Origin of the sequence: Enterococcus sp. 5H, assembly GCF_028128615.1 — a bacterium.
GTDB lineage: Bacteria > Bacillota > Bacilli > Lactobacillales > Enterococcaceae > Enterococcus_L.
On the sequence record NZ_AMDP01000019.1, the window covers coordinates 327,058 to 353,018 of the forward strand.

Here is a 25,961-nt window from a genome sequence, read left to right on the forward strand (position 1 = left end):
ATGGCGAATCATTATTATACAGAAAATCCTGATCTTGCTCATGATCTAGAGCAGTGGTCGTTTGAATTAAGAGGAAAAAAATTTCAGTTTTTGACAGACAGCGGCGTTTTTTCACGTAATACGGTTGATTTCGGTTCAAGAGTGTTAATCGATGCCTTTGAATGGGAAGAGTTGCCGGAAGGACGTTTGTTAGATGTTGGTTGTGGGTATGGACCGATTGGGCTGACATTAGCAGCAATTAGCGGCAGAACAGTGGAAATGATTGATGTGAATCAACGAGCTGTTGCATTGGCACAAGAGAATGCGCAGAAAAATCAGATTGAAAACGTAGATATCCATGCATCCAATATTTATACAGATATTCATGAAACACAATATGCCGCAATTTTAAGCAATCCGCCGATTCGTGCAGGGAAAAAAGTCGTTCATGAGATTTTGAGTGAAGCGTATCCGCTGCTTGTCGTAGGGGGAACTTTGACCGTCGTTATTCAGAAAAAGCAAGGTGCACCAAGTGCTGAGAAAAAAATGGCTGAAGTTTTTGGCAATGTGGAAATTGTAACGAAAGATAAAGGCTATTATATTTTGAAGAGTGTCAAAGAAGCAGCAGAATAATAATTTAAGCCAAAAGCTGTCACTAGTAAGGGTGATGGTTTTGGCTTTTTTATGTGCAAAAAGTGTGGTTTTATTAGAATACATAGTGAAAAAATTTTTATTCGCATCCATTTTTTTTAGAAAACCCTCATACAATTGAAAAAAGTCTTTTCCTGTCATGAAAATTCAAGTAAAATAGTTCACGGTTATCGGAGTATATTTTCTTGAGTAACGGAGGGATTTGGATGTTAGGTGTAGGTTTATTATTTGTAGCGATTACTTTAATTAGTAATGGTTATTGTGGTTTAGCGGGAGTCGATAAAAAATCAACAGGACTTTTAAATGTTCTTACGGGAAGTTTGTCTTTCCTTATTAATACAATTCATTTATTTCGTGGTGAGTACTATGATGCGGGAACTGGCTATTTATTTGCGTTTACCTATTTGATGGTGGGAATTATTTATTTGTTTCATTTGGATATGCGGATTTATGGTATTTTTGCTTTATTTGTAGCGGTAAACACCATACCAGCAGCTTATATTAGTTATACTGTAGATGGCGATTGGCGCTTTGCTTTGATTTGGTTAGCATGGGGCGTGTTATGGTTCACGGGTTTTGTCGAGTATGTATTGAAGAAAGAAATTGGCAAACCAGTATTGTATCTGGCGATTGTTGAAGGTGTTGTGACCTGCTGGATCCCGGGATTATTGATGTTAACGAATAATTGGTAAGATAAAAATAAAAGCCACAGGCAAAAGGATGATTAACTTTGTCTGGGGCTTTTTTCATGATTAAAAAGTAGCAATTCCATCAATTTCTATTTTAAATGCGGGATCAATTAATCCAGCAACCACGACTAATGTAGCTGTTGATTTTGAATCGCCGACAAACTCAGCTAGCTTTTCTCTAACGGTTTGTAAATAGGCTGTGTCAGTGATGTAGATATTAATTTTCACTAGGTCATCAGCGGTTAAATCGTATTCCTCAAGCGTAGCAGCGATTTTTTCGATAACAATATCCATTTGTTCGGCAATTGTATCTGGTGTTGAGTTGTCTTTGCTAGGTGTTTGTCCAGATATATATAATGTTTTGTTTCCAGCGATTTTTGAATTTTGATAAATGGCCATGCGGATTCCTCCTCGTTTTTTTACTATGAGTATAGCATAGCTTGGAAGATTCGTTTTAATAGAGTGCTTTTCATATATTTAATTAATATCTATATTTTTTATACGAACATCTATAATTTGTTTATTTTTATTCCTTTTTGAAAGCGCTACAATTCAAATGTAGAGATTTTTAGGAAAGGAGTTGAGTAAATGAAACGAAAGTCAAAAAGTGCCAAGTTTTGGGGTAATGTGTGGCGTTATAAAGCATTGATTATTATGGCGATTCCGGCGATGGTCTGGATGATTTTTTTCTTTTATATTCCAGTATTGACCAATGTTGTGGCATTTAAGGATTTTCACATCTCTCCAGATGGATTTCTTGCTAGTTTAAAAGCGAGTCCTTGGGTGGGCTTGGAAAACTTCAAGTTTTTATTTTCATCCAATGATGCGTTCTTGATTACTAAAAATACAGTGTTGTACAACGTAACATTTATTACGTTAAACCTTGTCATTTCTGTATTTTTCGCAATCGTGATGAGTGAATTACGGAATAAGCGTTTGGTCAAAGTGTACCAAACAATGTCTTTACTACCTTACTTTTTATCTTGGGTTATTATCGGATATTTTGTTTATGCGTTTTTAAGTCCAGATAAAGGGATTTTCAATCAATGGATTACTAGTAATGGAGGAACACCAATTAATTGGTATAGCGAGCCGAAATTCTGGCCGTTTATCTTAGTATTCATTGGTACTTGGAAAGGGATTGGCTACAACAGCATTATTTACTTTGCCTCAGTTATGGGGATTGATCCGACATATTATGAAGCCGCGATGGTGGATGGTGCGAGTAAGTGGCAGCAGATCAAAAATGTAACGATACCGCAATTATTACCGCTGATGACGATTTTAACAATTTTAGCAGTGGGAAATATTTTCAGAGCCGATTTTGGCTTATTCTATAATGTACCTCGAAATTCTGGTTCGTTATATCAGGTAACTTCTGTCTTAGATACGTATATCTATAATGGGTTGACCTCAACAGGTGATCTTGGCATGACAGCAGCTGCTGGTTTATATCAGTCTACGGTTGGATTTGTCTTGTTGATGATTACGAATGGTCTTGTTCGCCGATTCGATAATGAATCAGCATTATTCTAAGAAGGAGTGAAAACATTGAGGAAAAAACCAGTTTCAAAAATAGAAATTCGTTCGTTTAATAAACCTGTTAATATATTTTTTAATTTGTTGATCGCTGTTTTTGCTCTTTCTTGTATTTTGCCGTTTCTGTTTGTTGTGGCGATTTCTTTAACGAATGAAACAGCGTTAGCAACGTATGGTTATAGTTTTTGGCCGAAAGAGTTTAGTTTCTTCGGGTATACCTATTTATTTGATCAAATGAATCAAAAAATCTTTCAAGCTTTGTTAGTGACTGTGATTGTGACAGTTGTTGGTACATTGATTAACAGTACGGCGACTTCATTATATGCCTATGTGATTTCGCGGTCGAATTTTCCCTTCCGTCGTTTTTTTACCGTGTTTTGTTTAATTACGATGTTGTTTTCTCCAGGGATGGTTGCTAATTATATTGTAATGACGAATTTACTGCAGTTAAAAGATACAATTTGGGCATTGATTTTGCCAATGGCGGTCAGTCCGTTTAATATTATTGTGATGCGTACGTTCTTCAAGCGTTCTGTTTCAGATTCTATTATTGAATCTGCTAGAATTGACGGTGCGTCTGAGTTGCGGATTTTTATTCAAATTGTGCTGCCGTTAGCAGTTCCCGGAATTGCAACGATTAGTTTATTCGCAGCTTTAGGTTATTGGAATGATTGGTTTAACGCGTTACTGTATATTCAAAAAGATAGCTTAGTACCGTTGCAATACTTATTGATGAAGATCCAAAATAATATTCAATATTTAACGCAAAATGCAGGTGCCAGCAGTCAGTTAGCTGGTGGTATGGCATCTATACCGGGCGAATCAGCTCGAATGGCAATTGTAGTCATTTCAACATTGCCAATTGCCATTAGTTATCCATTTTTCCAAAAATACTTTGTCAAAGGATTAACGATTGGCGGAGTGAAAGAATAGAAATTATTCAGCTTTTATCTATCCAGCTTCATGAACCAGCACCTCAGAAAAAAGATAAAAGTAGTTTGTGACAGAAAGCGTCACACCTGACTTTTCCTATTTTTCGTCGATGCTAATCGGTTCATTCAGCTTTTATCTATCTAGCTTTGCAGGTCAACCTTTCGGAAAAAAGATAAAACCTAAATGAGGCAGAGGACGCCTCTGTGATGTTTTCCCATTTTTCATCAAGGTTAAACAACCTGCTCAGCTTTTAAGTTATCTAGCTTCATGAACCAGTATCTCGGAAAAAAGATAAAAGTTGTTCGTGACAAAAAGCGTCACATCCAACTTTTCCTATTTTTCGTCGATACTACCAAGCTCATTCAGCTTTTAAAATTAGGAGGTATTCAAATGCAAATCTGGAAAAAAGTGGTCAGTGTTAGTGCTGCGGTTGTTCTTTTAGGTGCTTTAACAGCTTGCGGTGGTGGAAGTCAGGACAAAACGGACGGTAGTAGTAAGAATGCAGATGAGAATACGTTGTTAATGTACCAAATTGGTGATAAGCCGGATAATTATGATGAATTAATGGACATTGCTAATAAAAAAATTGAAGAAAAAACCGGTGTGAAGTTAAATATTCAATATATCGGCTGGGGAGATTATCAGAAGAAAATGAGCGTTATCGTTTCTTCAGGTGAAAATTATGATATTGCTTTTGCTGATAATTATGTACCAAATGCACAAAAAGGTGCCTTTGCTGATTTAACTGAGTTAGCGCCTAAATATGCTAAAGATGCTTATGACCAGTTGGATGAAGCGTACATTAAAGGGAATTTAGTTGATGGTAAATTGTATGCGTTTCCGGTAAATGGAAATGTTTATTCTCAACAAGTGTTAACATTTAACAAGCAATATTTAGATAAATATAATTTATCTATTGATGATATTGAGTCATATGAGGATGCTGAAAGTGTTCTAAAAACGTTCCATGAAAAAGAACCAAACATCGCAGCTTTTGCTATTGGTCAAGGTTTTAAAGTTCAAGGAGATGTTGATTTTCCAATTGGGAATAACTACCCGTTTGCAGTTGATTTGAATGGCGATCCGACAAAAATTATCAATCAATATGAAAATAAAGACTTTATGGATTCTCTAAAAATCATGCACAAATGGTATCAAGCAGGCTATATTCCATCTGATGCAGCAACAAGTAACACAGAATATCCGCTTGAAGGAAATACTTGGTTTATTCGCCAAGAAACACAAGGACCTTACGATTATGGTGATACAATTTTAAGTAATGCAGCTGGACAAGAATTAGTTTCTAAAGCATTCACGATTCCGTTAAAATCGACAGCTCAAGCACAAATGGCAAACTTCGTTGTTTCTAATACGTCTAAAAATAAGGAAAAATCTGTTGAAGTTTTAGGTCAAATCAATAGTGATCCTGAGTTGTTAAATGGTTTAGTTTGGGGTATTGAAGGCGAAGCTTGGGAAAAAATTGAAGGTAAAGAAGATAAAATCAAACTACTTGATGGCTACAAACCAAATACCCATTTTTCTGCTTGGAACACAGGGAATAACAAAATTTTGTACACGCAAGACAGCATTACTGATGAAATGATTAAAGAACGTGATGAATCAATCGCTGATGCTGAAACATCACCAATCTTAGGGTTTAACTTTGTGACATCTAGTGTGAAAACAGAACTAAGTAATATTGCAAACGTGATGAATCAGTATCTAGATGGCTTAAACACAGGAACTGTTGATCCAGAAGAAACAGTACCAAAATTAAAAGAAGCACTAAAAGGTGCTGGTTATGATAAAGTGTTAACTGAAATGCAAAAACAATACGATGAATTTTTGAAAAAATAAACAATAGTTAAAAGGTTAGACAGAAGTGATTATTTTATAATAACAACTTCTGTTTCGCCGTTTATTCAGATTTTTTGAGGCGCGGCGAAAACAGATACTCGTTTTCGCTGTGTTTTTTATTTGGATTTCGAGCAATAGTTATTTATGATGTTAATAGATACAAAGAGAGGAAGAGACACATGGTTGGAAAAGCTTTAGAAACGTTATTCATAAAAATCTGGGTGATCATAAAACTGAATTTATTTTTCTGGTTGTTTAGCTGTTGTGGGTTATTAGTCGCTGGCGTCGGTCCGGCTTTAAAAACAGTGAACGATTTGTTTGTTACCCATGAGTTTAATTATAAAGAGATCACGTTAAAAGAAGGCTGGGAGCGGTTTAAGCAGAATTTTATTCGAGGGAATATCCTTTTTTACGGAGTTGTCGTACTACTAAGTTTCTTAACGTATAACCTTTTTTTATCTGTTCAAATCCAAGGATTGCTCTTTTTAGCTATTGATTTTCTCTTAGTGTTTGCCATGATTTATGGACTTGTTACTTTTCAATATGCGTTATTGTTGGACAGCTCTTATGAAATCGGGTTAAAAAATTTATTGAAACTAGCATTTATTTCAACGTTATCTAATTTTACGAATCTATTGAAAATTGCAATCGGTATAGGGGTTATTTTGTTTATTACCTGGAAGTTTAAAGGATTAATTTTATTTGGGACATTTTCGATGATTCAGCTGTGGAGTTTTACTGCAACAAAATCATGGCGAGAAACGATTGATGAGCGATTGGGACTACATGCGTAAAACGAAACCTTCTTCTCTAAATGAAAAAACCTTGCTGAACCGATTGTTGAAAAATTATGCGTTGATTTTAGTTGTACTGATTTTATTTGGCATGTTTAGTATTGGAATGAATACGTTATGGCAGTCAATGGGAAGAGGGAAAATTACAGCCCAAGAGGCAGTTGATATGATTAGTCGTTCAATTAATGATAAGAACATGCAGGGAAAAACGATGTTGAATAATCTGACCGACAATCAAGAGAAAATCAATAACTTGAACCGCTATATGGACTCGTCAATTTCTAATTATTTAAACTATTCCTATGATCAACAATTGGAAACAGGAAATTATTTATTTTTACCGGGACAAGTGCAAAATTTCTATACAATGTACGACAATATTGAATCAATTGTAATGGTGCTGAATAATTATGATGGTTATTATCTATCAACTTTGTCTAATAAAAGTGGTGTGAAAAAGAGTGGGTCACCGCAGTTAAATAATAAATTTTATTTGGCATATCCGATTACCAATCCGGTGACACTTGAGGTTTTGGGTAGTTTTTATGTTGAATTTTCTAAAAAAGATATGCTAGACAGTTTGGCCAATTTGACTTCTTTCGGCGGACTATCTGCCTATGTTTTTTCAAATACAGACTATCAATTATTAGTCTATTCAGAACTCCCTAAGCAAAATGATTTACAATTAATCCAGCAAGAAATGAAAAAGAACTCTCAATTGCCAATCCAAATACTAAAAGAAAATAATCAATTGGAACATCTTCAAACTACAAGCGGATTTGATATTCTAGTGACTGTTTCAAAAGAAAAAATTTTTCAACATGTTTTCTGGGATTTGCGTATCTTAATAGTAGGGGGAATTGTATTAATTTTACTATTGTTGTATTTATTGTATCGGACATTTACCAAGTATTCTCAGCAAGTTGATATTATTATGGATTCGATGGCACTGGTTTCACAAGGCGATTTAAATACGCGAATTGATCAACAAGCAACTCAATTTGAGTTAAGAGAGTTGTCTAAAGGGATCAATACGATGTTAGATAACATCGAACAATATATCGCGGATATTTATAAACTGGAAATCAAGCAGCAGGACGCGCATATGAGGGCGTTACAGGCACAAATTAGCCCGCATTTTCTTTATAATACGTTAGAGTATATTCGGATGTATGCGTTGAGTGAAGGCAGCGAGGAATTGGCTGACGTAGTTTATGCTTTTTCAACGTTATTGCGAAATAATACCGATCAAGCGAAAACAACTACGTTGGAAAAAGAGTTAAGCTTCTGTGAAAAATACGTCTACTTGTATCAAATGCGTTATCCAGATCGCGTAGCTTATCACTTTGAAATAGACGATGCACTGAAAAAATTGACAATACCTAAATTTACCATTCAGCCTTTGATTGAAAATTATTTTGTTCATGGGATTGATTTCTCAAGAAACGATAATGCGATTAGTGTTAAAGCTCACTTAGTTGATAATACAGTAAAAATTATGATTCGTGACAATGGTAAAGGGATCTCGCCGCAAAAATTAGCATTGATTCGAACGAAGTTAAGCAGCACTCAAATTGAATTACATGACTCGATTGGTCTGCAAAATGTCAACGAACGATTGCGCGCTTTTTTCGGCACTTCTTTTTTGATGAGCATTAATCCGAATGAGGGAAATGGTGTTTCAATTATACTTTCGTTTAAAAAGGAGCAAAAGAATGAATTATAATGTTTTGTTAGTTGATGATGAATATATGATTGTGAATGGCTTGAAGAGAATTATTTCTTGGGAAGATGAAGGGTTTACGATTAAAGGAACGGCAAGAAATGCTAAAGAAGCACTGACGGTGATGGAAACAGAAGCCATTGATTTAGTGATTACAGATATTACGATGCCGGAAATGACTGGATTAGAATTTGTTGAAGCAGCGCAAAAAGCAGCGAATCAATTTGAATTTATGATTCTTTCCGGCTACCAAAAATTTGATTTCTTAAAGGGTGGTCTACAGCTTGGTGCAATCAATTATTTGATGAAACCTGTCGATAAACAAGAACTACTAAAGAGTGTTCGGAAGGCGAAAAAAAGATTGGACAGTCGCAGTCAGCAGGAAACCAGAGATGGTTTGTATAGTGAAATTTTGCTAGCTCAATGGGTCAATGGTGAGATTGATAAAGATAATTACGAAGAATTAAATCAACTGGTAAACACCACAGAAAAAGCTGAATGGACGGTTTTAGTGATTGAGGTCACGCGTGAGAACAAAATACAAGCAATTCGATGGCTGGAAGAACAGCAGCAAAACCTCTTTTTTTCTCGAAACTTAGGAGATAAGAGTTTGATTGTACATATTTTTAAAGGGGGGAAGTATCAGCTAAACCAATTGTTATCAAGTAACCAACTTCAGTCATGTGAAGATGAAAATTGGCTGGTGAGTATCGGAGAAACGGTGAATGATTGGGAAGATGTTCCTGACAGCTTTGAGAAAGCGAATCAAACGTTACAGCGCTATAAATTTTATGAAAGTAGCGGAAGCAATTTACTGTACTCGGTTTTTTCAGATGATTTTGATTTATCTGCAGATATTATCAATTTTAACAAAACCTTGATGGTGGGGGACTTTACCACGATTGAAGCAACAATTGCGGAGATTTTTAACAAAACTCAAAAGATTGGTGCACGCCCAGAAGATGTTCGACACATTACCTTTATGCTATTCATGGACATTTATCGACGTTTTAATCATCTAGATGAAAGTGAGTATCAGCAAGTTTTAGACGATATCAACCACTCGTCGAATGCTGATAAATTGCAGGGGATTTTAACGACTACAATTAAGCAGATCACCAAAGAAAAGCTATCCTATGATTATTCGGAGAATGTCCAAAATGTGATTAACAAAATTCGTTCGGAGTATGCAAGTGAATTGACGTTAAAATGTGTGGCACAATCGCTGCATTTAAATGTGATGTACTTGGGTCAGCTCTTTAAAAAAGAAACCAAAAAGAGTTTTTCTCAATATTTAAATCAATATCGAATGAAAAAAGCGCAGAATCTACTTCTTTATTCAGATGATAACGTGAATGAAATCGCGGATAAAATTGGCTTTAACAATAGCACATATTTTTCTCAGATTTTTAAGAAGATGAATGATTTAACACCAAAAGAATTTCGTGAAAAATACCAGAATCAGTATCATTCCGTTGGAGAAGATGAGTAGGTATAGACAAAGAAACCACAAGTGTCTCAACTTGTGGTTTCTTTGTCTATATCATGCTAAACGGTAATTGTTCTTTCATATATTCTCTCGGATGAGGCACGATGCCTAGAGAAAAATCAATTACTCCACCATTGATTAACTCATCATGATTAAAAAATAAGTTTTCGTAAATCGAATCATTATAAGTTATATGATCGACAAATTGCTGTTGTTCCTGATTTGGTTTTGCTGTGATAGTTAATTTTTTACCACTTGAAAGATGGATCACTGCTTTATCAAATAATGGCATACCAACAACATACTCTCCAGAACCTGGACAAACAGGATAGAGTCCTAGGGAGCTAAAAATGTACCAGCCAGCCATACTACCATTGTCTTCATCACCGGGATAGCCAGTTGGACTATCATTGAATTCTTGAGTCATCAATTGTTTTAATAACGGCTGAGCAAATTCTGGTTTACCAATATAGTTAAACATATAAGGAAAATGAAAACTTGGTTGATTGGAAATCGCCAGTTGACCAAATTCAGTAGCCGCCATCTCACTCATTTCATGAATCTCAAAACCATAGCCCTTAACATCAAAAGTAGGTGCTTGATTACATAGCTCAATTAGTTTTTCTTGGAAAGTTTTTTCTCCGCCATATGCTTGAATTAGCCCAGCAAAATCATGGTAAACTGCAAAGCTACTTTGCCATGCACTGCCTTCTGCATAATCTTCCCCCCATTGATGACAATTAAACGATTCTTTAAAGGTTCCATCCGTTTGTTTTGCCCGCATAAATCCAGTTGTAGAGTCGAAAATATTGAGGTAGTTTTTCGCTTGTGTTTGATAATGTTTGGCGATCTCTGTTTTGCCTAAAACTTTTGCTACTTGGCTAATACAAAAGTCACTGTAAGTATAGTCTAACGTATGATTGACGGATTCGTGGTAGCTTTCCGGAACATATCCGTACGTTAAATAATCCTTGGTTCCTTGGCGTCCGTAATTGGGATTATCGCTTTGAATAGTAGCCCCAGTAATCATTCCTTCTAACAACTCAGGCATCAAATCAGGGCGAATATTTTTCACCGCAGCATCGGCAATTACAGCATCAATCAAGGTTCCCGGCATTAAACCGCGTTCATCAGGTGATAACCATTTGGGTAGATAGCCACTTTCCCGATAATTATTCAAAAATCCTTCCAACATTTCCGCGTATTTTTCTTCAGCAATTAAGGAATAAAGAGGGTACACTGTTTTATACGTATCCCAAAAACCATTATTGGTATACAGATAACCCGGTTTGACTTCTTTCGCCAATGTATCATAATGGATAATTTGCTCATCGGCATCTTTTTCATAAAAGGTTTGTGGAAATAAAAAGGTTCGATATAAATTATGATAAAAAGTCGAACGTCGTGCTTGGTTTTTGTCGTGAATTTCGATTCTGCTTAAATAGTCCTCCCATTGCTGTTCAGAGTTAGTCAAATAGTCTTGCGGCTGCCATTCGATTTCACGAGCTAGATTCAGTTTCGCTTGTTCACCGCTGATAAAAGAAGTCCCGAATTGGACGATTTGTTCTGCAATATCCCCAAAAGAAAAGGTCACACATTCATTTTCTCCGCTTTTTTTCACAAAATTCTCTATCGTTAATGGTTGCTGGAAATGTAAAGTGAAATAAAATGAAAAATTAGGGTCTTCACAGCCGGAAAAATTAATAATTTTCCCTGAAACTGTTTGAGGATCTTCAATCGTTAATTCGTATTTTCCAGGAAGTGAAAGCATTAATCCAGCCGTTTTTTGTGTGTAATCTATAGTAAGTGCGCCACCATACATGCTTGGGATCATTTTAGTCGTTAATTGATAGCGTTGTTCAGTAATTTTTAAGTAACTGGGTATAAAAACGCTTTCATCTGGTCGGTAAGAAGATTGAGCATGAAATAAGGTTTCCTCTTTTAGTTCTCCATTAAACGGCAGTAAAACTAAATGACTGAAATCCCCCATCCAAGGGCTAGGTTGATGCGTTAAGCGGAATCCTTGGAAAACACGATCATCAGGATTAAACCACCAACTGCCGTTATCACCATTGGTTTGAGGAGCAAAGTAGTTCATGCCGAAAGGAACACCAGTATACGGTAAACAATTACCGTTTGAAAATGAATAGCGATTATTTGTACCATGTCTTGTATCAATAAAGTTAAGAGTCATTTATTCGTTCTCCTTTGTTGAGTCTCGGATAATTTGTTGAACTGGTATTTGTTGATCTGTTGGTACGATTTGTTTTTCAATCCAATTAATCAGCATTTCTCCTGCTAACTTACCCATTCCTTCGAAGTCCTGAGCGATAGTTGTGAGAGCAGGATTAACAAGAGCTGCTGCTTGAATATTATCAAAGCCGATTACGGATAATTGAGTTGGTATATCAATGTTGGCTTGTTTCGCTTGATTCATTAAAGAAATGCCGACTAAATCATTTTCACAAACAACACCAGTAATACGGTTTTCATTAAGATAAGTAATAACATCATTGGTTAAAAAAGCCAGCTTATCAGTGATTGCTGTATGAAATGCTAGCTTATGTTCTTTTGTTGCATGGAGGTAGCCCAAATAACGCTGACGGACGGACTGAGGTAATGTCGGTTCGCCGAAAATATAAGCAATCCGCTGATGTCCTTGAGCGATTAAAGACTTCGTAGCCATCTCTCCACCAGAAAAATTATCAGATTGAACGGTTGGATAAGGTAGATCATGAATTTTTTTATCTAAAATAATAACAGGAAACTGTGCAATGGATAACTCAAATAACGTATCTAGAAAATCTTCGGTATTGTGCGCATAGTAGATCATTCCGTCGAAATCTTCGATAATATCTGTTGCTTGCTCATTAATTAAAAACTCTGCTGAAGACATGATTACTTCATACTGGTGAGCGTTAGTTACTGGGGCCAAACCTTCGTTAAAATTTCCTAGAGAAAGATCGTTTGCAAAAGGAATTAAAAACAGAATACGAGAAACTTTTTTCTGCTGCTTTTTTTTCGTTTGAACATAACTGCCTTTTCCTTGAGTACGGTAGATTAATCCTAGACTTTCCAATTCTGTTAGTGCACGTTTTGATGTGATTCTACTAACACCATAAGTTTGAGACAATTCCTTTTCTGTGGGCAACTGTGCGTGTTCAGCTAACTGTCCATTGTCCATCGCTGCTAATAAGTCGTCGATAATTTTTTTATATAGTGGTTTTGACATAATAGGTCTCCTAGATGTGAAATGATATATCATTATTGAGAGTGTACCATAAAATTAAAAAGAGCTCAACTTAAACTTAAATCGGATTAAGTCGAAAAAAACAGTAGACAAAACGCTTTCATTAGCATATACTTGCATCGTGAAATGATATATCAACTTTAGGAGGTTCTTATGACTAAGAATAATATACCAAACTCAGTAAAAGATTTTATGGATAAAATTACACAACTATGTGGTGAAGAACATGCTGGATGGGCAGAAAATTTCCGTGCAGCTTTTGCGAATACCCTAACAACAACGGTTCGTAAACAAGCAGATGGCACAACCTTTTTACTGACGGGAGATATTCCGGCTATGTGGCTCAGAGATTCAACGGCGCAAGTGCGTCCGTATTTAGTACTTGCTAAAGAAGATCATGAATTGGCAGATATGATTGCAGGATTAGTCCAACGTCAGTTTTTCTATATTAATATAGATCCATATGCTAATGCTTTTAACGAAACAGCCAATAATGCTGGGCATCAAAGCGATCATACAACGATGAATCCATGGATTTGGGAACGTAAATATGAAATTGATTCCTTATGCTACCCAGTTCAATTGGCTTATCTGTTGTTTAAAAATACTGGTTATACCAAACAATTTGATGACAACTTTATCGCTGGTGTGAAGAAAATTCTAGAGGTTTTTATTACCGAACAAGATCACAATACTTCTCCATATACCTTTGAACGAGATACAACTCGCTTAGAAGATACGCTGCCGAATAATGGTAACGGTTCCCCAGTGAAACCAACAGGTATGACTTGGTCTGGTTTCCGTCCGAGCGACGATGCTTGTCGTTATGGTTACTTGGTTCCGTCGAATATGTTTGCGGTGGTCATTTTGGGCTATATTGAAGAAATTTTTACCGATATTTTGCCGAATAATCAGGTAGTTAAAACAGCAACTAAGTTGAAAAAAGAAATCGAGCAAGGAATTCAAGAATACGGCCAAACGGAAAATCAAAGTGGTGAAAATGTTTACGCCTACGAAGTGGATGGTTTAGGAAATGCCAGCATCATGGACGATAGTAATATTCCCAACTTACTTTCAGCACCTTATTTAGGTTACGTTTCTGAACAAGATTCTGTCTATCAAATGACAAGAAAAACTATTTTAAGTAAAGAAAATCCTTATTTTTACGAAGGACAGTATGCAAGAGGAATTGGCAGTTCTCATACACCAGAAAACTATGTTTGGCCGATTGCTTTAGCTATGGAGGGTATGACAACAAAAGATAAAGCTGAAAAAGAACGTATTTTAGATTCTTTGGTGACAAATGATGGCGGGACTCATTTAATGCATGAAGGTTTTGATGTAAATGATCCGAATCAATATACTCGTGAGTGGTTTTCATGGGCAAATATGATGTTTTGTGAACTAGTGATGGATTATTTTGATTTGCGAGTAGAACGTTAACATAAACAGTTTGGAGGAAAAAACATGAAGAAAAAAGTTTATATTATTTCTCACTCACATTGGGATCGGGAATGGTACATGCCATATGAGCAACATCATATGCGGTTAGTTGAATTAATGGATGATCTACTGGAACTTTTTGAAACTGATTCAGAATTTAAAAGTTTTCACTTAGATGGGCAGACGATTATTTTAGACGATTATTTAGAAGTTCGCCCTGAGCGCAAAGCAGATGTCCAAAAAGCAATTTCAGAAGGGAAACTTCGAATTGGGCCGTTTTACATTTTGCAGGATGATTTCTTGATTAGTTCAGAATCCAATGTGCGCAACATGTTGATTGGTAAAAAGGAATGTGAAAAATGGGGAGCTTCGGTTAAACTCGGTTATTTCCCGGATACTTTTGGCAATATGGGACAGACACCGCAAATGATGTTACAGGCTGGACTTGATGTGGCGGCATTTGGAAGAGGGGTTAAACCAGTCGGCTTTAATAACGAAGTGTTGGATGACGAAAATTATACATCTCAATTTTCGGAAATGTGGTGGCAAGGTCCAGATGGCAGTGAAATTTTAGGATTACTTTTTGCTAATTGGTACAGCAATGGTAATGAAATTCCAGCTCAAAAAGAGGAAGCAATCACTTTTTGGACCCAAAAATTAGCGGAAGCAGAAAAATTTGCCTCTACGGATCATTTATTAATGATGAATGGCGTCGATCATCAACCCGTTCAAAAAGATGTAGGGCAAGCAATTGCTTTGGCTAATGAATTATTCCCGGACTATGAATTTATTCATTCAAATTTTGAAGATTATCTAAAAGCAGTTCGCCAAGATTTACCCGAAAAAGTAGGTACAGTTCACGGCGAATTAACAAGCCAAGAAACGGACGGCTGGTTTACATTAGCGAATACTGCTTCGGCGAGAGTGTTCTTGAAACAATGGAATACTAAAGTACAACGCCAATTAGAAAATATTACTGAACCGCTAGCGGCGATGGCCTATGATTTAACGCAAGATTACCCACATGACCAATTAGATTATGCTTGGAAATTATTGCTGCAAAATCACCCACACGATAGTATTTGTGGTTGTTCTGTCGATGAAGTCCATCGAGAAATGATGCCAAGATTCGAAAAGGCTAGCGAAGTTGGAAAATTTTTAGCAGAAGATGCCTTAACAACATTGGTTGATGCAGTCGATACAACTCAGTTTTCTGAAGCTAGTTATCCGTTTGTGGTTTTCAATACATCAGGCTATCAAAAAACAGATTGTGTAACGATTACAGTTGAAATTGATCGAAAACCTTTTAAAGAAGGTATTCCGCATGAATTATGGCAAAAGTTGGAAGATGAGCCTACGCCTAGTTTTGAAGTAATTGATAGTCAAGGGCAAACAATAACTGCAGCTATTTCAGCACCAAAAGTTCGTTTTGGCTATGATTTACCCAAAGACCGTTTCAGAGTTCCCTATATGGCTAAATATGTAGAAGTTACGCTTCAAGTGAAAGATTTACCAGCATTTTCTTGGACAACGTTTGCTTTGGAAGAAGCACAATTACAGACAGAGACCGTAGAGTCTATGATTATGCATAACAAAAACTATGTGTTAGAAAATGAACTCTTAAATGTAAAAATAAACAATGACGGTACTCTGGATGTGCTAGATAAAAAAACAAACCGAAAATATATAGAATTATTGACAATTGAAGACACAGGGGATATTGCCAATGAATATATTTTTAAGCAACCTGAAGGAACAGAACCTATTTTATCAAGTACTCAACAAGCCGATATTTCTGTAGTAATGGATGAATCATTTAAAGTTCAATTAAAAATTGTGCAACGATTGATGATACCAGAAGCAGCAGATGAGTTATTGGAACAGGAACAAATAGCGGTTGTTGATTTCCGTTACCGTAAAGCTGGCAGATCAAATAAACTAAGAGAAATGACTGTTGAAACCATTATTACGATGGAAAAAGACTCTTCACGCTTGAGTTTTGAAACAACAATTGATAATCAGTGTAAAGATCACCGTGTACGGATGCTGTTTCCAACTGGACTCGAAGCAACAACCCATGAAGCAGACAGTATCTATGAAGTGGTGACACGTCCAAATCAAGTAAGTAAAAGTTGGGAAAACCCAACGAACCCGCAACATCAGCACGCCTTTGTCAATATTCACGAAGAAAATGCTGGGGTAACTGTTTCAAATTATGGCTTAAATGAATACGAGATTTTAGCTGAAAATAATACGATTGCACTGACCTTATTAAGAGCGGTGGGAGAACTTGGCGATTGGGGCTATTTTCCAACGCCGGAAGCACAATGTTTAGGAGTCCATCAGTTCGAATATGGAATTGATTTCCATGGAGCAAAAGAAGAGCGCTATGCAACCTATCAAACAGCCTATGCCGATCAGATTCCATTTAGTGTAAAACAAACAACAAAGCATAGTGGAACCTTACAGCCACAAGCTGGCTATTTAACGGTTCAAGGTGAAACATTAGCGATAACGGCAATGAAAAATAGTGAAGATAACGAATTATTAGTCGTTCGCGGATTTAATATGGGGGCTAGCGCTTCTGAAGTTACAATAACCAAAAAAGAGAATGACTCACCACACTTGTTAAACTTACTAGAAGAAAAACAATCAGCAGAAGTTTCAAGTGAACTAGGTGCTTACGAAATTCGGACAATCGGTTTTAACCGTTAGGAAATGGAGGACATTGTATGACGTATTATGGATCAATCGAAGCAGGTGGAACAAAATTTGTTTGTGCCGTTGCCGATGAAAATTTGACTATTTTAGAACGGATCAGTCTTCCCACAACATTTCCGGAAGAAACGCTGGCAAAAGTGTTTGCGTTTTTCGATGAATATCAATTAACAGCTTTGGGCGTAGGATCTTTTGGACCGATTGATGTAAATGAAACCTCAGATACTTATGGTTATATCACTTCAACACCGAAACAAGGTTGGAAAAATATCGATTTTTTAGGGAAATTAAAGCAACGCTACAATATTCCGATGGCTTGGACAACTGATGTTAACGCGGCTGCGTATGGTGAAATGCATCTCGGTTCAGGGAAAAATACGCAAAGCTGCATTTATTTGACGGTCGGTACAGGTGTTGGTGGCGGAGCGGTTGTAAATGGTCACGTTTTACAAGGTTTTAGTCACCCTGAAATGGGGCATATTCCTGTTCAGCGATATCCAGAAGATACTTTGATAAGCCGTTGCCCGTACCACGATCATTGCTTAGAAGGTTTAGCTGCGGGTCCAGCATTGGAAAAAAGAACGGGTATTAAAGGTCAACTTTTAGAGCAAACGCATGAGGTTTGGGAGATTGAGGCTTATTATTTAGCTCAAGCACTAATGACGTATACGCTGACTCTTTCACCAGAAAAAATCATTTTAGGTGGAGGTGTCATGAAACAAACACAGCTATTTCCAAAAATCCGAGAGTCTTTACAACAACAATTAGGCGGTTATGTTTCTTTGCCGCCTCTAGACGAATATGTAGTTGGCTGTGAGTTAGGAGATAATAGTGGAACTTTAGGTTGTTTATTGCTAGCAAAAGAGCAGGGGGCTTAAAGTGAGACAGGAGTTAGTTAAAGAGCGGATTCTCATGCTGGACATTGGTAGAAAATATTTCTCGCTGGAAATATTAAAGCAGTTAATCGAACAAATGGCACTTTATGATTTTAACTACTTACAGCTCCATTTCTCTGAAAATGAAGGATTTCGGATTGAGTCTCATTTATATCCTGAGTTAGTTTCGGAGCAATTTTTAACATGGAATGAAGTTCAAACGCTGATTGATTATGCCGCTGACTTATCGATTGAGATTATCCCAGATTTGGATACACCAGGACATATGGCCCACTTGTTGAAGGGAAAACCAAAATGGCAATTAACGAGAAAAACAGCGAATGGTGATAGTCAAAAGCTTGTTTCAGCATTGGATATTACAAATGAAGCAGCAGTTAATTTCGCATTGTCACTTTATGGAGAATATACGGATCTGTTTAGTAAGAGTCGCTACTTTCATATTGGAGCAGATGAGTTTGTTGAATTTGATCAAATTGAAAATTATCCGATGTTGGCATCATATGGTTTGGCACAATTTGAAAATTATGTGAATAAAGTGGCTGAATTTGTTAGAGCGCGTGGATTTATCCCTAGAGTTTGGAATGATGCTTTTTTTAGGGATGGTCGAGAGAGTCAACTTTCAAAGGAAATTGAAATCACTTATTGGACGAAGTGGCACAAGAACATGGCTCCTGTTCAAACGTTTTTAGATCAAGGCTATTCAGTGCTGAATTTTAATGACAATTACTTGTATTATGTATTGGGTGAAAACGCTGGTTATACGTACCCTACTGTTGAAAAAATCAAGAATAGCTGGCAACCGAATCTTTTTGCGTCAAATCAACTAGTGACTGAAAAAGAGATGGAGCAAGTCAAAGGATCTGCATTAGCTGTTTGGTGTGATCTGCCAGAAGCTAAGAGTGAAAATGAGATCTTGAACGATCTCAAAAAACTAATGCAGGGATTCGCTACACATTTTTATAAATGAAAAATCAGTTGAATATGGCTGATAAGGTTGTAACAAAAGTCGTTTAGATTTGAGAACCCGCCCAATGCATACAACGCATTGGGCGGGTTTTAGTAAATTGTCAAAGCCTCACATTATTTATATGAAAATTCTGAAAATAACATAAGTAACCTATACTTTGTGACATAAATACTATAATTTTTATATTTATAAACAAGAAAGAAAGCGTTAACATTTTCAATGAGAATGAATAAAGCTGAATTTTGGCAAATAATAGAGGAGGTTCATTCAGTGGCTAGAAAAAAATTGAAACAAGTGTTTTGTTGTTCGACAGCTTTAGCAGCTTTTTTTATGGGAGCGAGTTTACTATCGATGTCACCGGTTTATGCTGAAAGCGAGTTTTCTGCTCAATCAGAAAGTGGTATTCCGATTTACGATCATATCCCAGAATCAACAGCATTATTTCCAGAAACATTATTAAACTGGAGTGCTAAAACTGATCCCGATGCCCCTTTCAATGTCTCACGTATTCCGTTAACAGATCGCATAAAAGGTGAGAAAACAAATGCCGACCAAAGTACTGAAGCGAAAGTTTTGTCGATTGCTATTGTTAACCGTCACACTAAAGGAACACCATCGCAAGGTGATACAGACAAAGCTGTTTACAATTTTACCAACTGGCAATACGTAGATACTCTAGTTGCATGGGCTGGTTCTTCAGGTGAAGGAATTATTGTACCGCCAAGTGGGGATGTGACCGACTCAGCACATCGAAATGGAGTGCCAGTTGTCGGAACTGTTTTCTTTCCACCAGAAGCATACGGCGGGAAAGCAGAATGGGTAAGACAGTTTGTCCAAAAAGATGCTAAAGGCAATTTTCCAATGGCAGATAAATTATTAGAAATGTCAGTTGCTTATGGATTTGACGGTTGGTTCATCAATCAAGAAACTAATGTAGATGCCCAAACAGCTGCTGCAATGAAAGAATTGCTGATTTATTTACAAACGAAAAAACCAAAGAATCAGCAAATTATTTGGTATGATTCAATGATTCCTAGCGGTAGTGTGAACTGGCAAGGAGCTTTGAACGACCAAAATAAAGGCTATTTCCAAGACGGAAAACAGCGCGTATCAGATAAATTATTTATCGATTTTCGCTGGCGTGAATTAGCAAGCTCAAAAGCTAAAGCTGAAGAGTTAAAACGTGATCCGTATGATCTTTATGCTGGAATCGATGTTCAGGCAAATGGGATTAATAGTAGCCGGAAACCAAGCAGTATTCTAGGTTCAACGAGTCAACCCCTTGTTTCACTAGGATTATATTGTCCGGATTGGACCTTGCGCGATGGTGGGCAATACGATGTTGATCGTTATTGGGAAAATGAAAAACTATTTTGGATTAATGCCCAAGGTGATCCACGTGATGTTACTAGTACAAAAAATGAATGGCAGGGAGTTTCACGCTATTTTGTTGAGAAGACGCCAGTTACTGCATTTCCATTCTTAACAAATTTCAATGTGGGTAACGGAGACGCAATCTATCAAAATGGTACAAAAGTCAAAGAAGGTACGTTTAATAATCGGAGTATTCAAGATGTTATGCCAACGTATCGTTGGGTTATTGATAATCAGGAAGGTAACCAACTGGAAGCTGCAATTAACTACGATGATGCATTCAATGGCGGTTCTTCTATTGGATTATCCGGACAAATGACTGCTGGACAAGAAACATTTATTAAATTATACGCAGCTCAAGTTAAACCAAGTGCATCTGAAAAAGTCAGTGTTGTAACGAAAGGCGCAGACCAAACTTCCCTCGTTTTAGGTATTAAGGGTAAACAAGCTCCTTTAGTAATCCAAGGTGACCAACAAGCGTTAGAAAATGGCTGGGTAAAAACAACTTACTCGTTAAAATCAGCCGCTTGTCAAACAATCACATCAATCGGATTGAATGTGAAAAATCAACAGACAGGACCTGCAGCTATTTATTTAGGTCAACTACTAGCAGGACAAGAAAAAACAACATCCATTGCTCAAGTAAAAAATGTCCGCTTCCCGGGAAAAACTATCGTAGATGATTTAACAGAAAGTGTTCGGATTCAATGGGACCACCAAGGCAAGAACACAACATCGTACCGTATTTATCGCGAAGAGGGTGGACAGTCAACATTTGAAGGTGAAACAGCCAATACAGCATTTACTTTATTGAACCAAAAACGAATAGGTGATACAACAAATTATCGGATGGTTCCTGTCGATCAATATGGCAGAGAAAATCAAAAGAGCAGCGCTGTAGCAACCTATACTTTTGAAGCGCTAAAAAAACCAGAAATTTCTATCAACGCTAGCAGTACGTTAAGTGCAGTTGGCGAAGCAATTACTTTGTCAGCGAATGTTTCCAAATCGACAGAACAAGTGAACTGGGAAATTATTGGTGCAACGCCACAAACTCAATCTGGAACAGAAATAACCGTTACTTTCGATGCACCAGGAAATTATTCGGTAAAAGCAACTGCAGTGAATAGTTCAGGTGAGACTGAGGTCATTAGAGAAAATTATTTGTATATCTATGATCAAAATGCAGGAATTAAAAAAGAAAATCTTTCTATCCTTCCTTCAACCCAAGCAACACAAGGTTCGGGATATACGAATGAGCGCGAAAGCTACCGCTATGCGTTAGATGGAGATTTAACAACAAAATGGTGTGATAATGGTAGTGAAAAACCGTGGATGATCGCTGATTTAGGTGGACAAAAAACAATTGCCGGATTTGAACTTTTCCACGCTGGAGCTGGTGGTGAAAGCCCAGAATGGAATACCAGAGACTACGATATTTCAGTTAGCAATGATGGAACTAATTGGACGAATATTGTCCAACGCCGAGGTAATACAGAAAATAGTAGCAAGGATGCTATTGCATTGGTGGAAGCTAGATATGTCAAACTTTCTTTAGAAAAGGCCGAGCAAAATGGTAAAGTTGCAAGAATTTATGATTGGCAGATTATTGGTGTTAATGGTACTGGGATTATCAATCAATAAGGAATAAAAAGAGGCTGAGATAAAAGCGTTTAACTCCGAGAACCGGGTAGGTACTGTGCAACACCAAATCGGTTCTCGTTGTATTTTACAGCAATAAGAAGGAATTCACGAAAATTGCCAAGAATCACCATGAGCTTGCGAATGGATGATTCTTGGTACCTATTCGGTGCTCTTAAAATTTTTGAACCAAGTAGGTACTATTCTACATCCGTTCGTACCTCACTGTGTTTCATAGCAATTTCGGCTTATTTCTGAAGCCTCCAATTCTTAGAGCTTTAGCTCTTAGAAATTGATGTGATCGGAACGAAGTGGAGTAGCTGCTTTTTTCTCGCCGTTTATTTGGATATAGGAGGTGACACAAAACTGAAAATCAGTTTTGTTCACTTTTTTTAATTTTCTGCTAGTCGGTAACCTGAGCTTAGCAAATCATGTAATAACTGCTTCTCACTATCAGGAATAAAAGCACCGTTTACTGCGTGATGATTAAATGTTTCCATATCTTGATAAGTAATATCGTACCATTCATGAAGTTTCATGTATTCATCTGTTAAGGTAGTTCCTGATACAGTCCGGTTATCGGTATTAATGCAAATATTTATTCCAGCATCAAGAAATGTTTTGAATGGGTATTCAGCTAAACTAGTGACAGTTTTTGTTTGGAAATTACTCGTTGGACACATTTCGACCAGCACGTTGTTTTGCTGAAGTAAAGAAAAATATTCAGGTGTATCTTTTAATGCAATACCATGTCCGATTCGTTTTGCACCTAGTTTTACTGCATCTGCAACATTTTTTCCACAGCCGCATTCACCTGCGTGCAGCGTTAACGGAATGTCCAAATGATTAACCAAATCCAAAGTTTCTTCAAAAGTATATGGGGGGAAATCTACTTCATTTCCTGCTAGGTCAAAGCCAACGATACCTGATTGTTTAAAAGTGTCAGCTAAGTGGACGATTTGCTCGATTGACTGTAGTTCTTCGTGGCGCATTCCGCATAATAGAGCATTGCTTTTTACGCCAAACTGTTTCTCACCTTCGTTTAGTCCAGCTAACACGGCAGTAATAATTTTGGGTAGAGATAAGCCTTTTTCGGTATGCAGCGATGGGGCAAAGCGGACTTCAATGTATTTAATATTTTCTTCTGCCGCTTGGCTGATGATATCGAAAGCAGCAGTTTGTAAAGCTGCTTCGGTTTGTAGACAAGTTAAAACAAGGTCGAAACGTTCGAGGTATTCATTTAAATCTTGGCAGTTTTCTGGTGCGACTAATAAGGCGTTTAATTGTTCGTTATCTGTTGGCAGAGGAATTCCTTGCGGGTCAGCTATTTTTCGCAGTGTTTGAGGACGGATAGAACCATCTAAATGGCAGTGTAGCTCTACTTTTGGCAACTTTTTTACAAGATTACGGCGCACGTTATCAACCTCTTCTTTCTGTGTGAGAATATCTTGAACTGTCCTATTCCGAACAATTCTGATAAACTAGAATCGTTCAATAAGTATTTTGAAGACTTTAACATGTCAACTGTGACCTGTCAATAAGGGGAGAATGAATGATGAAATTGACCATTAAGGAAATTGCAGATATGGCTGGTGTGTCCGTGACGACGGTGTCTCAAATTTTAAACAACAAGGGCAGTCGTTTTAGTGAACAGACCAGACAAAAAGTGCAGGCTGTAGTTAAAGAGTATGATTATAAGCCAGATTATTTTGCTTCAAACATTATTACGCGGCATTCAAAAACAATTGGGATGGTAGTGCCGGATGTGACAGATTTTTTCTTTTCCAAAGTTATTGAAGGAGTAGAAACTTATTTAAATTCGTTGGGATATATGATTTTGTTGTGTAATTCTAAACATGATGAAGAGCAAGCAGCAAAATACGTCGAAGAACTTGTTCATCGCTCGGTGGATGGAATTATTTTTGCTACACCAAATATTTTATCTGCTGACCATATTTTGAGGGATACCAATAAGCGTAAAGTTCCAGCAATTTTAGTTGACCGAGGCATCAATACTCGTGAAAATGGACGTTTAATTGTGAAAGAATATGAGGGCGCTTACCAAGCTGTAAGTTTTTTAATCGAGCAAGGCCATAAACACATTGCGATGCTGAAGGAAAACGAAGGTTACTACAAGCTAACTGAGCGAGTAACGGCCTATCAACATGCTTTAAAAGATCACGGAATTCCGGTTAAAGAAGAATACATGTCCAGTGGAGATTTGAATTTAGGCGGCGGTTATGAAGCTGCTAAAAAAGTTTTGGAAAATCCGGAAATCACTGCAATTTTTTGCGGTAATGATGAAATGGCAATGGGAGCGTATCAGGCAATAGAGGCAAGTGGGAAAAAAATTCCAGAAGATATTTCAATTGTCGGTTTTGATGGATTGGAAATTTCTGAATATCTCGTTCCGGGTCTCACAACTGTTTATCAACCAACTTTTGATATTGGTTTTTACGCGGCAAAATTTTTAGTAGAATCAATTAATCATCCAGAGAAAAAAATACCTAATAAAATTTTTGATACGACATTTATTTTAAGAAATAGCACAAAATGCATTGACAATTTAGCAAATATGATTTAATGTTCGTGTTGTAAGCGTTTTATGTTATGTAAGCGTTAGTAAACTGTTTTACTAAATGGTTTTAACCTGAACAATTTTAGTGTATAATACATCCTTGGGGATTAATTTGGAGGAAGAAAAGCATGAGAATGGTAGATTTGATCGAAAAAAAACGTGATGGACACGTTTTAACGGATGATGAGATTCAATTCATCGTTTCCGGGTATACCAAAGGAGAAATTCCCGACTATCAGATGAGCGCGTTTTTGATGGCTGTCTTTTATAAAGATATGACGGATGAAGAAATTACGACGTTAACGTTGGCTATGGCAAATTCTGGTGAAATGATTGATTTATCATCAATTCAAGGCATCAAAGTGGATAAGCATTCTACTGGCGGTGTCGGCGATACGACAACCTTGATTTTGGCGCCTCTAGTTGCCAGTGTAGGTGTTAGTGTAGCGAAAATGTCTGGTCGAGGTCTTGGATATACAGGCGGAACAATCGATAAGTTGGAAGCGATTCCCGGATTTCATGTTGAATTACCTGATGATGAATTTATTCGTTTGGTAAATGAGAGCCATGTCGCGGTTATTGGACAGTCTGGTGATCTAGCTCCGGCAGATAAAAAACTATATGCACTTCGAGACGTTACCGCAACAGTTGATTCGATACCTTTAATCGCCAGCTCGATTATGAGTAAGAAAATCGCAGCTGGAGCGGATGCAATCGTTCTTGATGTAACCACAGGCGAAGGTGCATTTATGAAAAATATCGATGAAGCCCGCCGTTTAGCTGAAACGATGGTTCGGATTGGTCACTTAGCAAATCGTCAAACAATGGCGGTGATTTCTGATATGTCCCAACCTTTAGGAGAAGCAATTGGTAATAGTTTAGAAGTTGTTGAAGCAATCGATACACTTAAAGGTCAAGGTCCAGAAGACTTAGTTGAAATGTGCTATATCCTCGGCAGCCAAATGGTTGTACTGGCGAAAAAAGCTGAAACTTTAGAAGAAGCTAGAAAAATGCTGGAAGAAGCACTTGAATCCGGCAAAGCTTTAGATAAGTTTCGTGAAATGATTCGCAACCAAGGAGGCGATGACAGCATTATCGATGAACCTGAACGTCTATTGACAGCTAAGTACAAAATTGAACTTCCTGCTAAGAAATCAGGTGTTGTCCAAAAAATAGTTGCCAACGAAATTGGGATTGCAGCAATGCTATTAGGTGCTGGCAGAGCAACCAAAGAAGACGAAATTGATTATGCGGTTGGACTTAAGCTTCATAAAAAAGTCGGTATGCCAGTCGAAGCTGGTGAATCTTTATTAACCATCTATACGAATACTGAAGATATTACAGAGGTACAGGAACTTCTATACAAAAATATCGAAATCGGCAGTTCTGGATCGGAGCCTGAGCTAATTCATGATATAATAACCACATAAAGGATGTGTA

The 25,961-nt window shown here is 37.1% G+C and carries 19 protein-coding genes; 15 read left to right on the forward strand and 4 right to left on the reverse strand.

What is annotated here, in order from left to right:
• Both C240_RS07585 and C240_RS07590 read left to right on the forward strand, forming a co-directional pair.
• Positions 1-612 (forward strand): class I SAM-dependent methyltransferase, encoded by a 612-nt coding sequence (locus tag C240_RS07585; RefSeq protein ID WP_271493359.1) that lies wholly within the window; start codon positions 1-3, stop codon positions 610-612.
• A gap of 224 nt (positions 613-836) precedes the next feature.
• Positions 837-1,322, forward strand: coding sequence for an AmiS/UreI family transporter (locus C240_RS07590; RefSeq protein ID WP_271493361.1), 486 nt, complete (start codon positions 837-839; stop codon positions 1,320-1,322).
• Between the two features lie 60 nt (positions 1,323-1,382).
• Here C240_RS07590 and C240_RS07595 read toward each other — a convergent pair whose 3' ends face one another.
• A complete protein-coding gene (locus C240_RS07595; protein ID WP_271493363.1) occupies positions 1,383-1,718 on the reverse strand; it encodes a RidA family protein in 336 nt (111 codons plus the stop codon).
• Between the two features lie 189 nt (positions 1,719-1,907).
• Between C240_RS07595 and C240_RS07600 the strand changes: the two genes are divergently transcribed.
• The 6 genes from C240_RS07600 (at position 1,908) to C240_RS07625 (ending at position 9,657) form a co-directional block, all read left to right on the forward strand.
• The gene (locus C240_RS07600; protein WP_271493365.1) at positions 1,908-2,855 is read left to right on the forward strand and encodes an ABC transporter permease; all 948 of its coding nucleotides are present in this window, start codon (positions 1,908-1,910) and stop codon (positions 2,853-2,855) included.
• Between the two features lie 15 nt (positions 2,856-2,870).
• Positions 2,871-3,791 carry a carbohydrate ABC transporter permease gene (locus C240_RS07605; protein ID WP_271493367.1) on the forward strand — a complete coding sequence of 307 codons (921 nt, stop codon included), beginning with the start codon at positions 2,871-2,873 and terminating at the stop codon, positions 3,789-3,791.
• Positions 3,792-4,181: 390 nt separating this feature from the next.
• Positions 4,182-5,648: an ABC transporter substrate-binding protein gene (locus tag C240_RS07610; protein ID WP_271493369.1), complete on the forward strand. Its 1,467-nt coding sequence runs from the start codon at positions 4,182-4,184 to the stop codon at positions 5,646-5,648.
• Between the two features lie 179 nt (positions 5,649-5,827).
• Positions 5,828-6,442: a YesL family protein gene (locus C240_RS07615; RefSeq protein ID WP_271493371.1), complete on the forward strand. Its 615-nt coding sequence runs from the start codon at positions 5,828-5,830 to the stop codon at positions 6,440-6,442.
• The gene (locus C240_RS07620; protein ID WP_271493374.1) at positions 6,417-8,168 is read left to right on the forward strand and encodes a sensor histidine kinase; all 1,752 of its coding nucleotides are present in this window, start codon (positions 6,417-6,419) and stop codon (positions 8,166-8,168) included. Before C240_RS07615 ends, C240_RS07620 begins: the two co-directional genes overlap by 26 nt.
• The gene (locus C240_RS07625; protein ID WP_271493376.1) at positions 8,158-9,657 is read left to right on the forward strand and encodes a response regulator transcription factor; all 1,500 of its coding nucleotides are present in this window, start codon (positions 8,158-8,160) and stop codon (positions 9,655-9,657) included. Before C240_RS07620 ends, C240_RS07625 begins: the two co-directional genes overlap by 11 nt.
• Before the next feature lie 46 nt (positions 9,658-9,703).
• On the opposite strand, the gene C240_RS07630 is transcribed toward C240_RS07625, so the two are convergent.
• Complete coding sequence (locus C240_RS07630; RefSeq protein ID WP_271493378.1) at positions 9,704-11,848, reverse strand: GH92 family glycosyl hydrolase; 2,145 nt, start codon at positions 11,846-11,848, stop codon at positions 9,704-9,706.
• Positions 11,849-12,886, reverse strand: a complete 1,038-nt coding sequence (locus C240_RS07635) for a GntR family transcriptional regulator (protein ID WP_271493380.1) — start codon at positions 12,884-12,886, stop codon at positions 11,849-11,851.
• Between the two features lie 171 nt (positions 12,887-13,057).
• Here C240_RS07635 and C240_RS07640 point away from each other — a divergent pair, with 171 nt between their 5' ends.
• The 5 genes from C240_RS07640 (at position 13,058) to C240_RS07660 (ending at position 21,946) form a co-directional block, all read left to right on the forward strand.
• A complete protein-coding gene (locus tag C240_RS07640; RefSeq protein ID WP_271493383.1) occupies positions 13,058-14,347 on the forward strand; it encodes a glycoside hydrolase family 125 protein in 1,290 nt (429 codons plus the stop codon).
• Between the two features lie 24 nt (positions 14,348-14,371).
• Positions 14,372-17,062: an alpha-mannosidase gene (locus tag C240_RS07645; protein ID WP_271493385.1), complete on the forward strand. Its 2,691-nt coding sequence runs from the start codon at positions 14,372-14,374 to the stop codon at positions 17,060-17,062.
• A gap of 17 nt (positions 17,063-17,079) precedes the next feature.
• A complete protein-coding gene (locus C240_RS07650) occupies positions 17,080-17,943 on the forward strand; it encodes an ROK family protein (protein WP_271493387.1) in 864 nt (287 codons plus the stop codon).
• Between the two features lies 1 nt (position 17,944).
• Positions 17,945-18,928 (forward strand): family 20 glycosylhydrolase, encoded by a 984-nt coding sequence (locus C240_RS07655; protein ID WP_271493389.1) that lies wholly within the window; start codon positions 17,945-17,947, stop codon positions 18,926-18,928.
• A gap of 270 nt (positions 18,929-19,198) precedes the next feature.
• Complete coding sequence (locus tag C240_RS07660) at positions 19,199-21,946, forward strand: endo-beta-N-acetylglucosaminidase (protein WP_271493391.1); 2,748 nt, start codon at positions 19,199-19,201, stop codon at positions 21,944-21,946.
• Positions 21,947-22,335: 389 nt separating this feature from the next.
• Here the strand turns inward: C240_RS07660 and add are convergent, their stop codons facing one another.
• A complete protein-coding gene (gene add, locus C240_RS07665; RefSeq protein WP_271493393.1) occupies positions 22,336-23,358 on the reverse strand; it encodes an adenosine deaminase in 1,023 nt (340 codons plus the stop codon).
• A gap of 140 nt (positions 23,359-23,498) precedes the next feature.
• Between add and C240_RS07670 the strand changes: the two genes are divergently transcribed.
• On the forward strand, positions 23,499-24,527 hold the full coding sequence (locus C240_RS07670; protein ID WP_271494202.1) for a LacI family DNA-binding transcriptional regulator: 1,029 nt from the start codon (positions 23,499-23,501) through the stop codon (positions 24,525-24,527).
• Positions 24,528-24,649: 122 nt separating this feature from the next.
• Complete coding sequence (locus C240_RS07675) at positions 24,650-25,951, forward strand: pyrimidine-nucleoside phosphorylase (RefSeq protein WP_271493395.1); 1,302 nt, start codon at positions 24,650-24,652, stop codon at positions 25,949-25,951.
• Positions 25,952-25,961 lie beyond the last annotated feature (10 nt).

What these genes read in the sequence shown, in the direction of transcription:
- C240_RS07585 (WP_271493359.1), top strand. Translation starts at nt 1, where the DNA reads ATGGCGAATCATTATTATACAGAAAATCCTGATCTTGCTCATGATCTA.
- C240_RS07590 (WP_271493361.1), top strand. Translation starts at nt 837, where the DNA reads ATGTTAGGTGTAGGTTTATTATTTGTAGCGATTACTTTAATTAGTAAT.
- C240_RS07595 (WP_271493363.1), bottom strand. Translation starts at nt 1,718, where the DNA reads ATGGCCATTTATCAAAATTCAAAAATCGCTGGAAACAAAACATTATAT.
- C240_RS07600 (WP_271493365.1), top strand. Translation starts at nt 1,908, where the DNA reads ATGAAACGAAAGTCAAAAAGTGCCAAGTTTTGGGGTAATGTGTGGCGT.
- C240_RS07610 (WP_271493369.1), top strand. Translation starts at nt 4,182, where the DNA reads ATGCAAATCTGGAAAAAAGTGGTCAGTGTTAGTGCTGCGGTTGTTCTT.
- C240_RS07615 (WP_271493371.1), top strand. Translation starts at nt 5,828, where the DNA reads ATGGTTGGAAAAGCTTTAGAAACGTTATTCATAAAAATCTGGGTGATC.
- C240_RS07620 (WP_271493374.1), top strand. Translation starts at nt 6,417, where the DNA reads ATGAGCGATTGGGACTACATGCGTAAAACGAAACCTTCTTCTCTAAAT.
- C240_RS07625 (WP_271493376.1), top strand. Translation starts at nt 8,158, where the DNA reads ATGAATTATAATGTTTTGTTAGTTGATGATGAATATATGATTGTGAAT.
- C240_RS07630 (WP_271493378.1), bottom strand. Translation starts at nt 11,848, where the DNA reads ATGACTCTTAACTTTATTGATACAAGACATGGTACAAATAATCGCTAT.
- C240_RS07635 (WP_271493380.1), bottom strand. Translation starts at nt 12,886, where the DNA reads ATGTCAAAACCACTATATAAAAAAATTATCGACGACTTATTAGCAGCG.
- C240_RS07640 (WP_271493383.1), top strand. Translation starts at nt 13,058, where the DNA reads ATGACTAAGAATAATATACCAAACTCAGTAAAAGATTTTATGGATAAA.
- C240_RS07645 (WP_271493385.1), top strand. Translation starts at nt 14,372, where the DNA reads ATGAAGAAAAAAGTTTATATTATTTCTCACTCACATTGGGATCGGGAA.
- C240_RS07650 (WP_271493387.1), top strand. Translation starts at nt 17,080, where the DNA reads ATGACGTATTATGGATCAATCGAAGCAGGTGGAACAAAATTTGTTTGT.
- C240_RS07670 (WP_271494202.1), top strand. Translation starts at nt 23,499, where the DNA reads ATGAAATTGACCATTAAGGAAATTGCAGATATGGCTGGTGTGTCCGTG.
- C240_RS07675 (WP_271493395.1), top strand. Translation starts at nt 24,650, where the DNA reads ATGAGAATGGTAGATTTGATCGAAAAAAAACGTGATGGACACGTTTTA.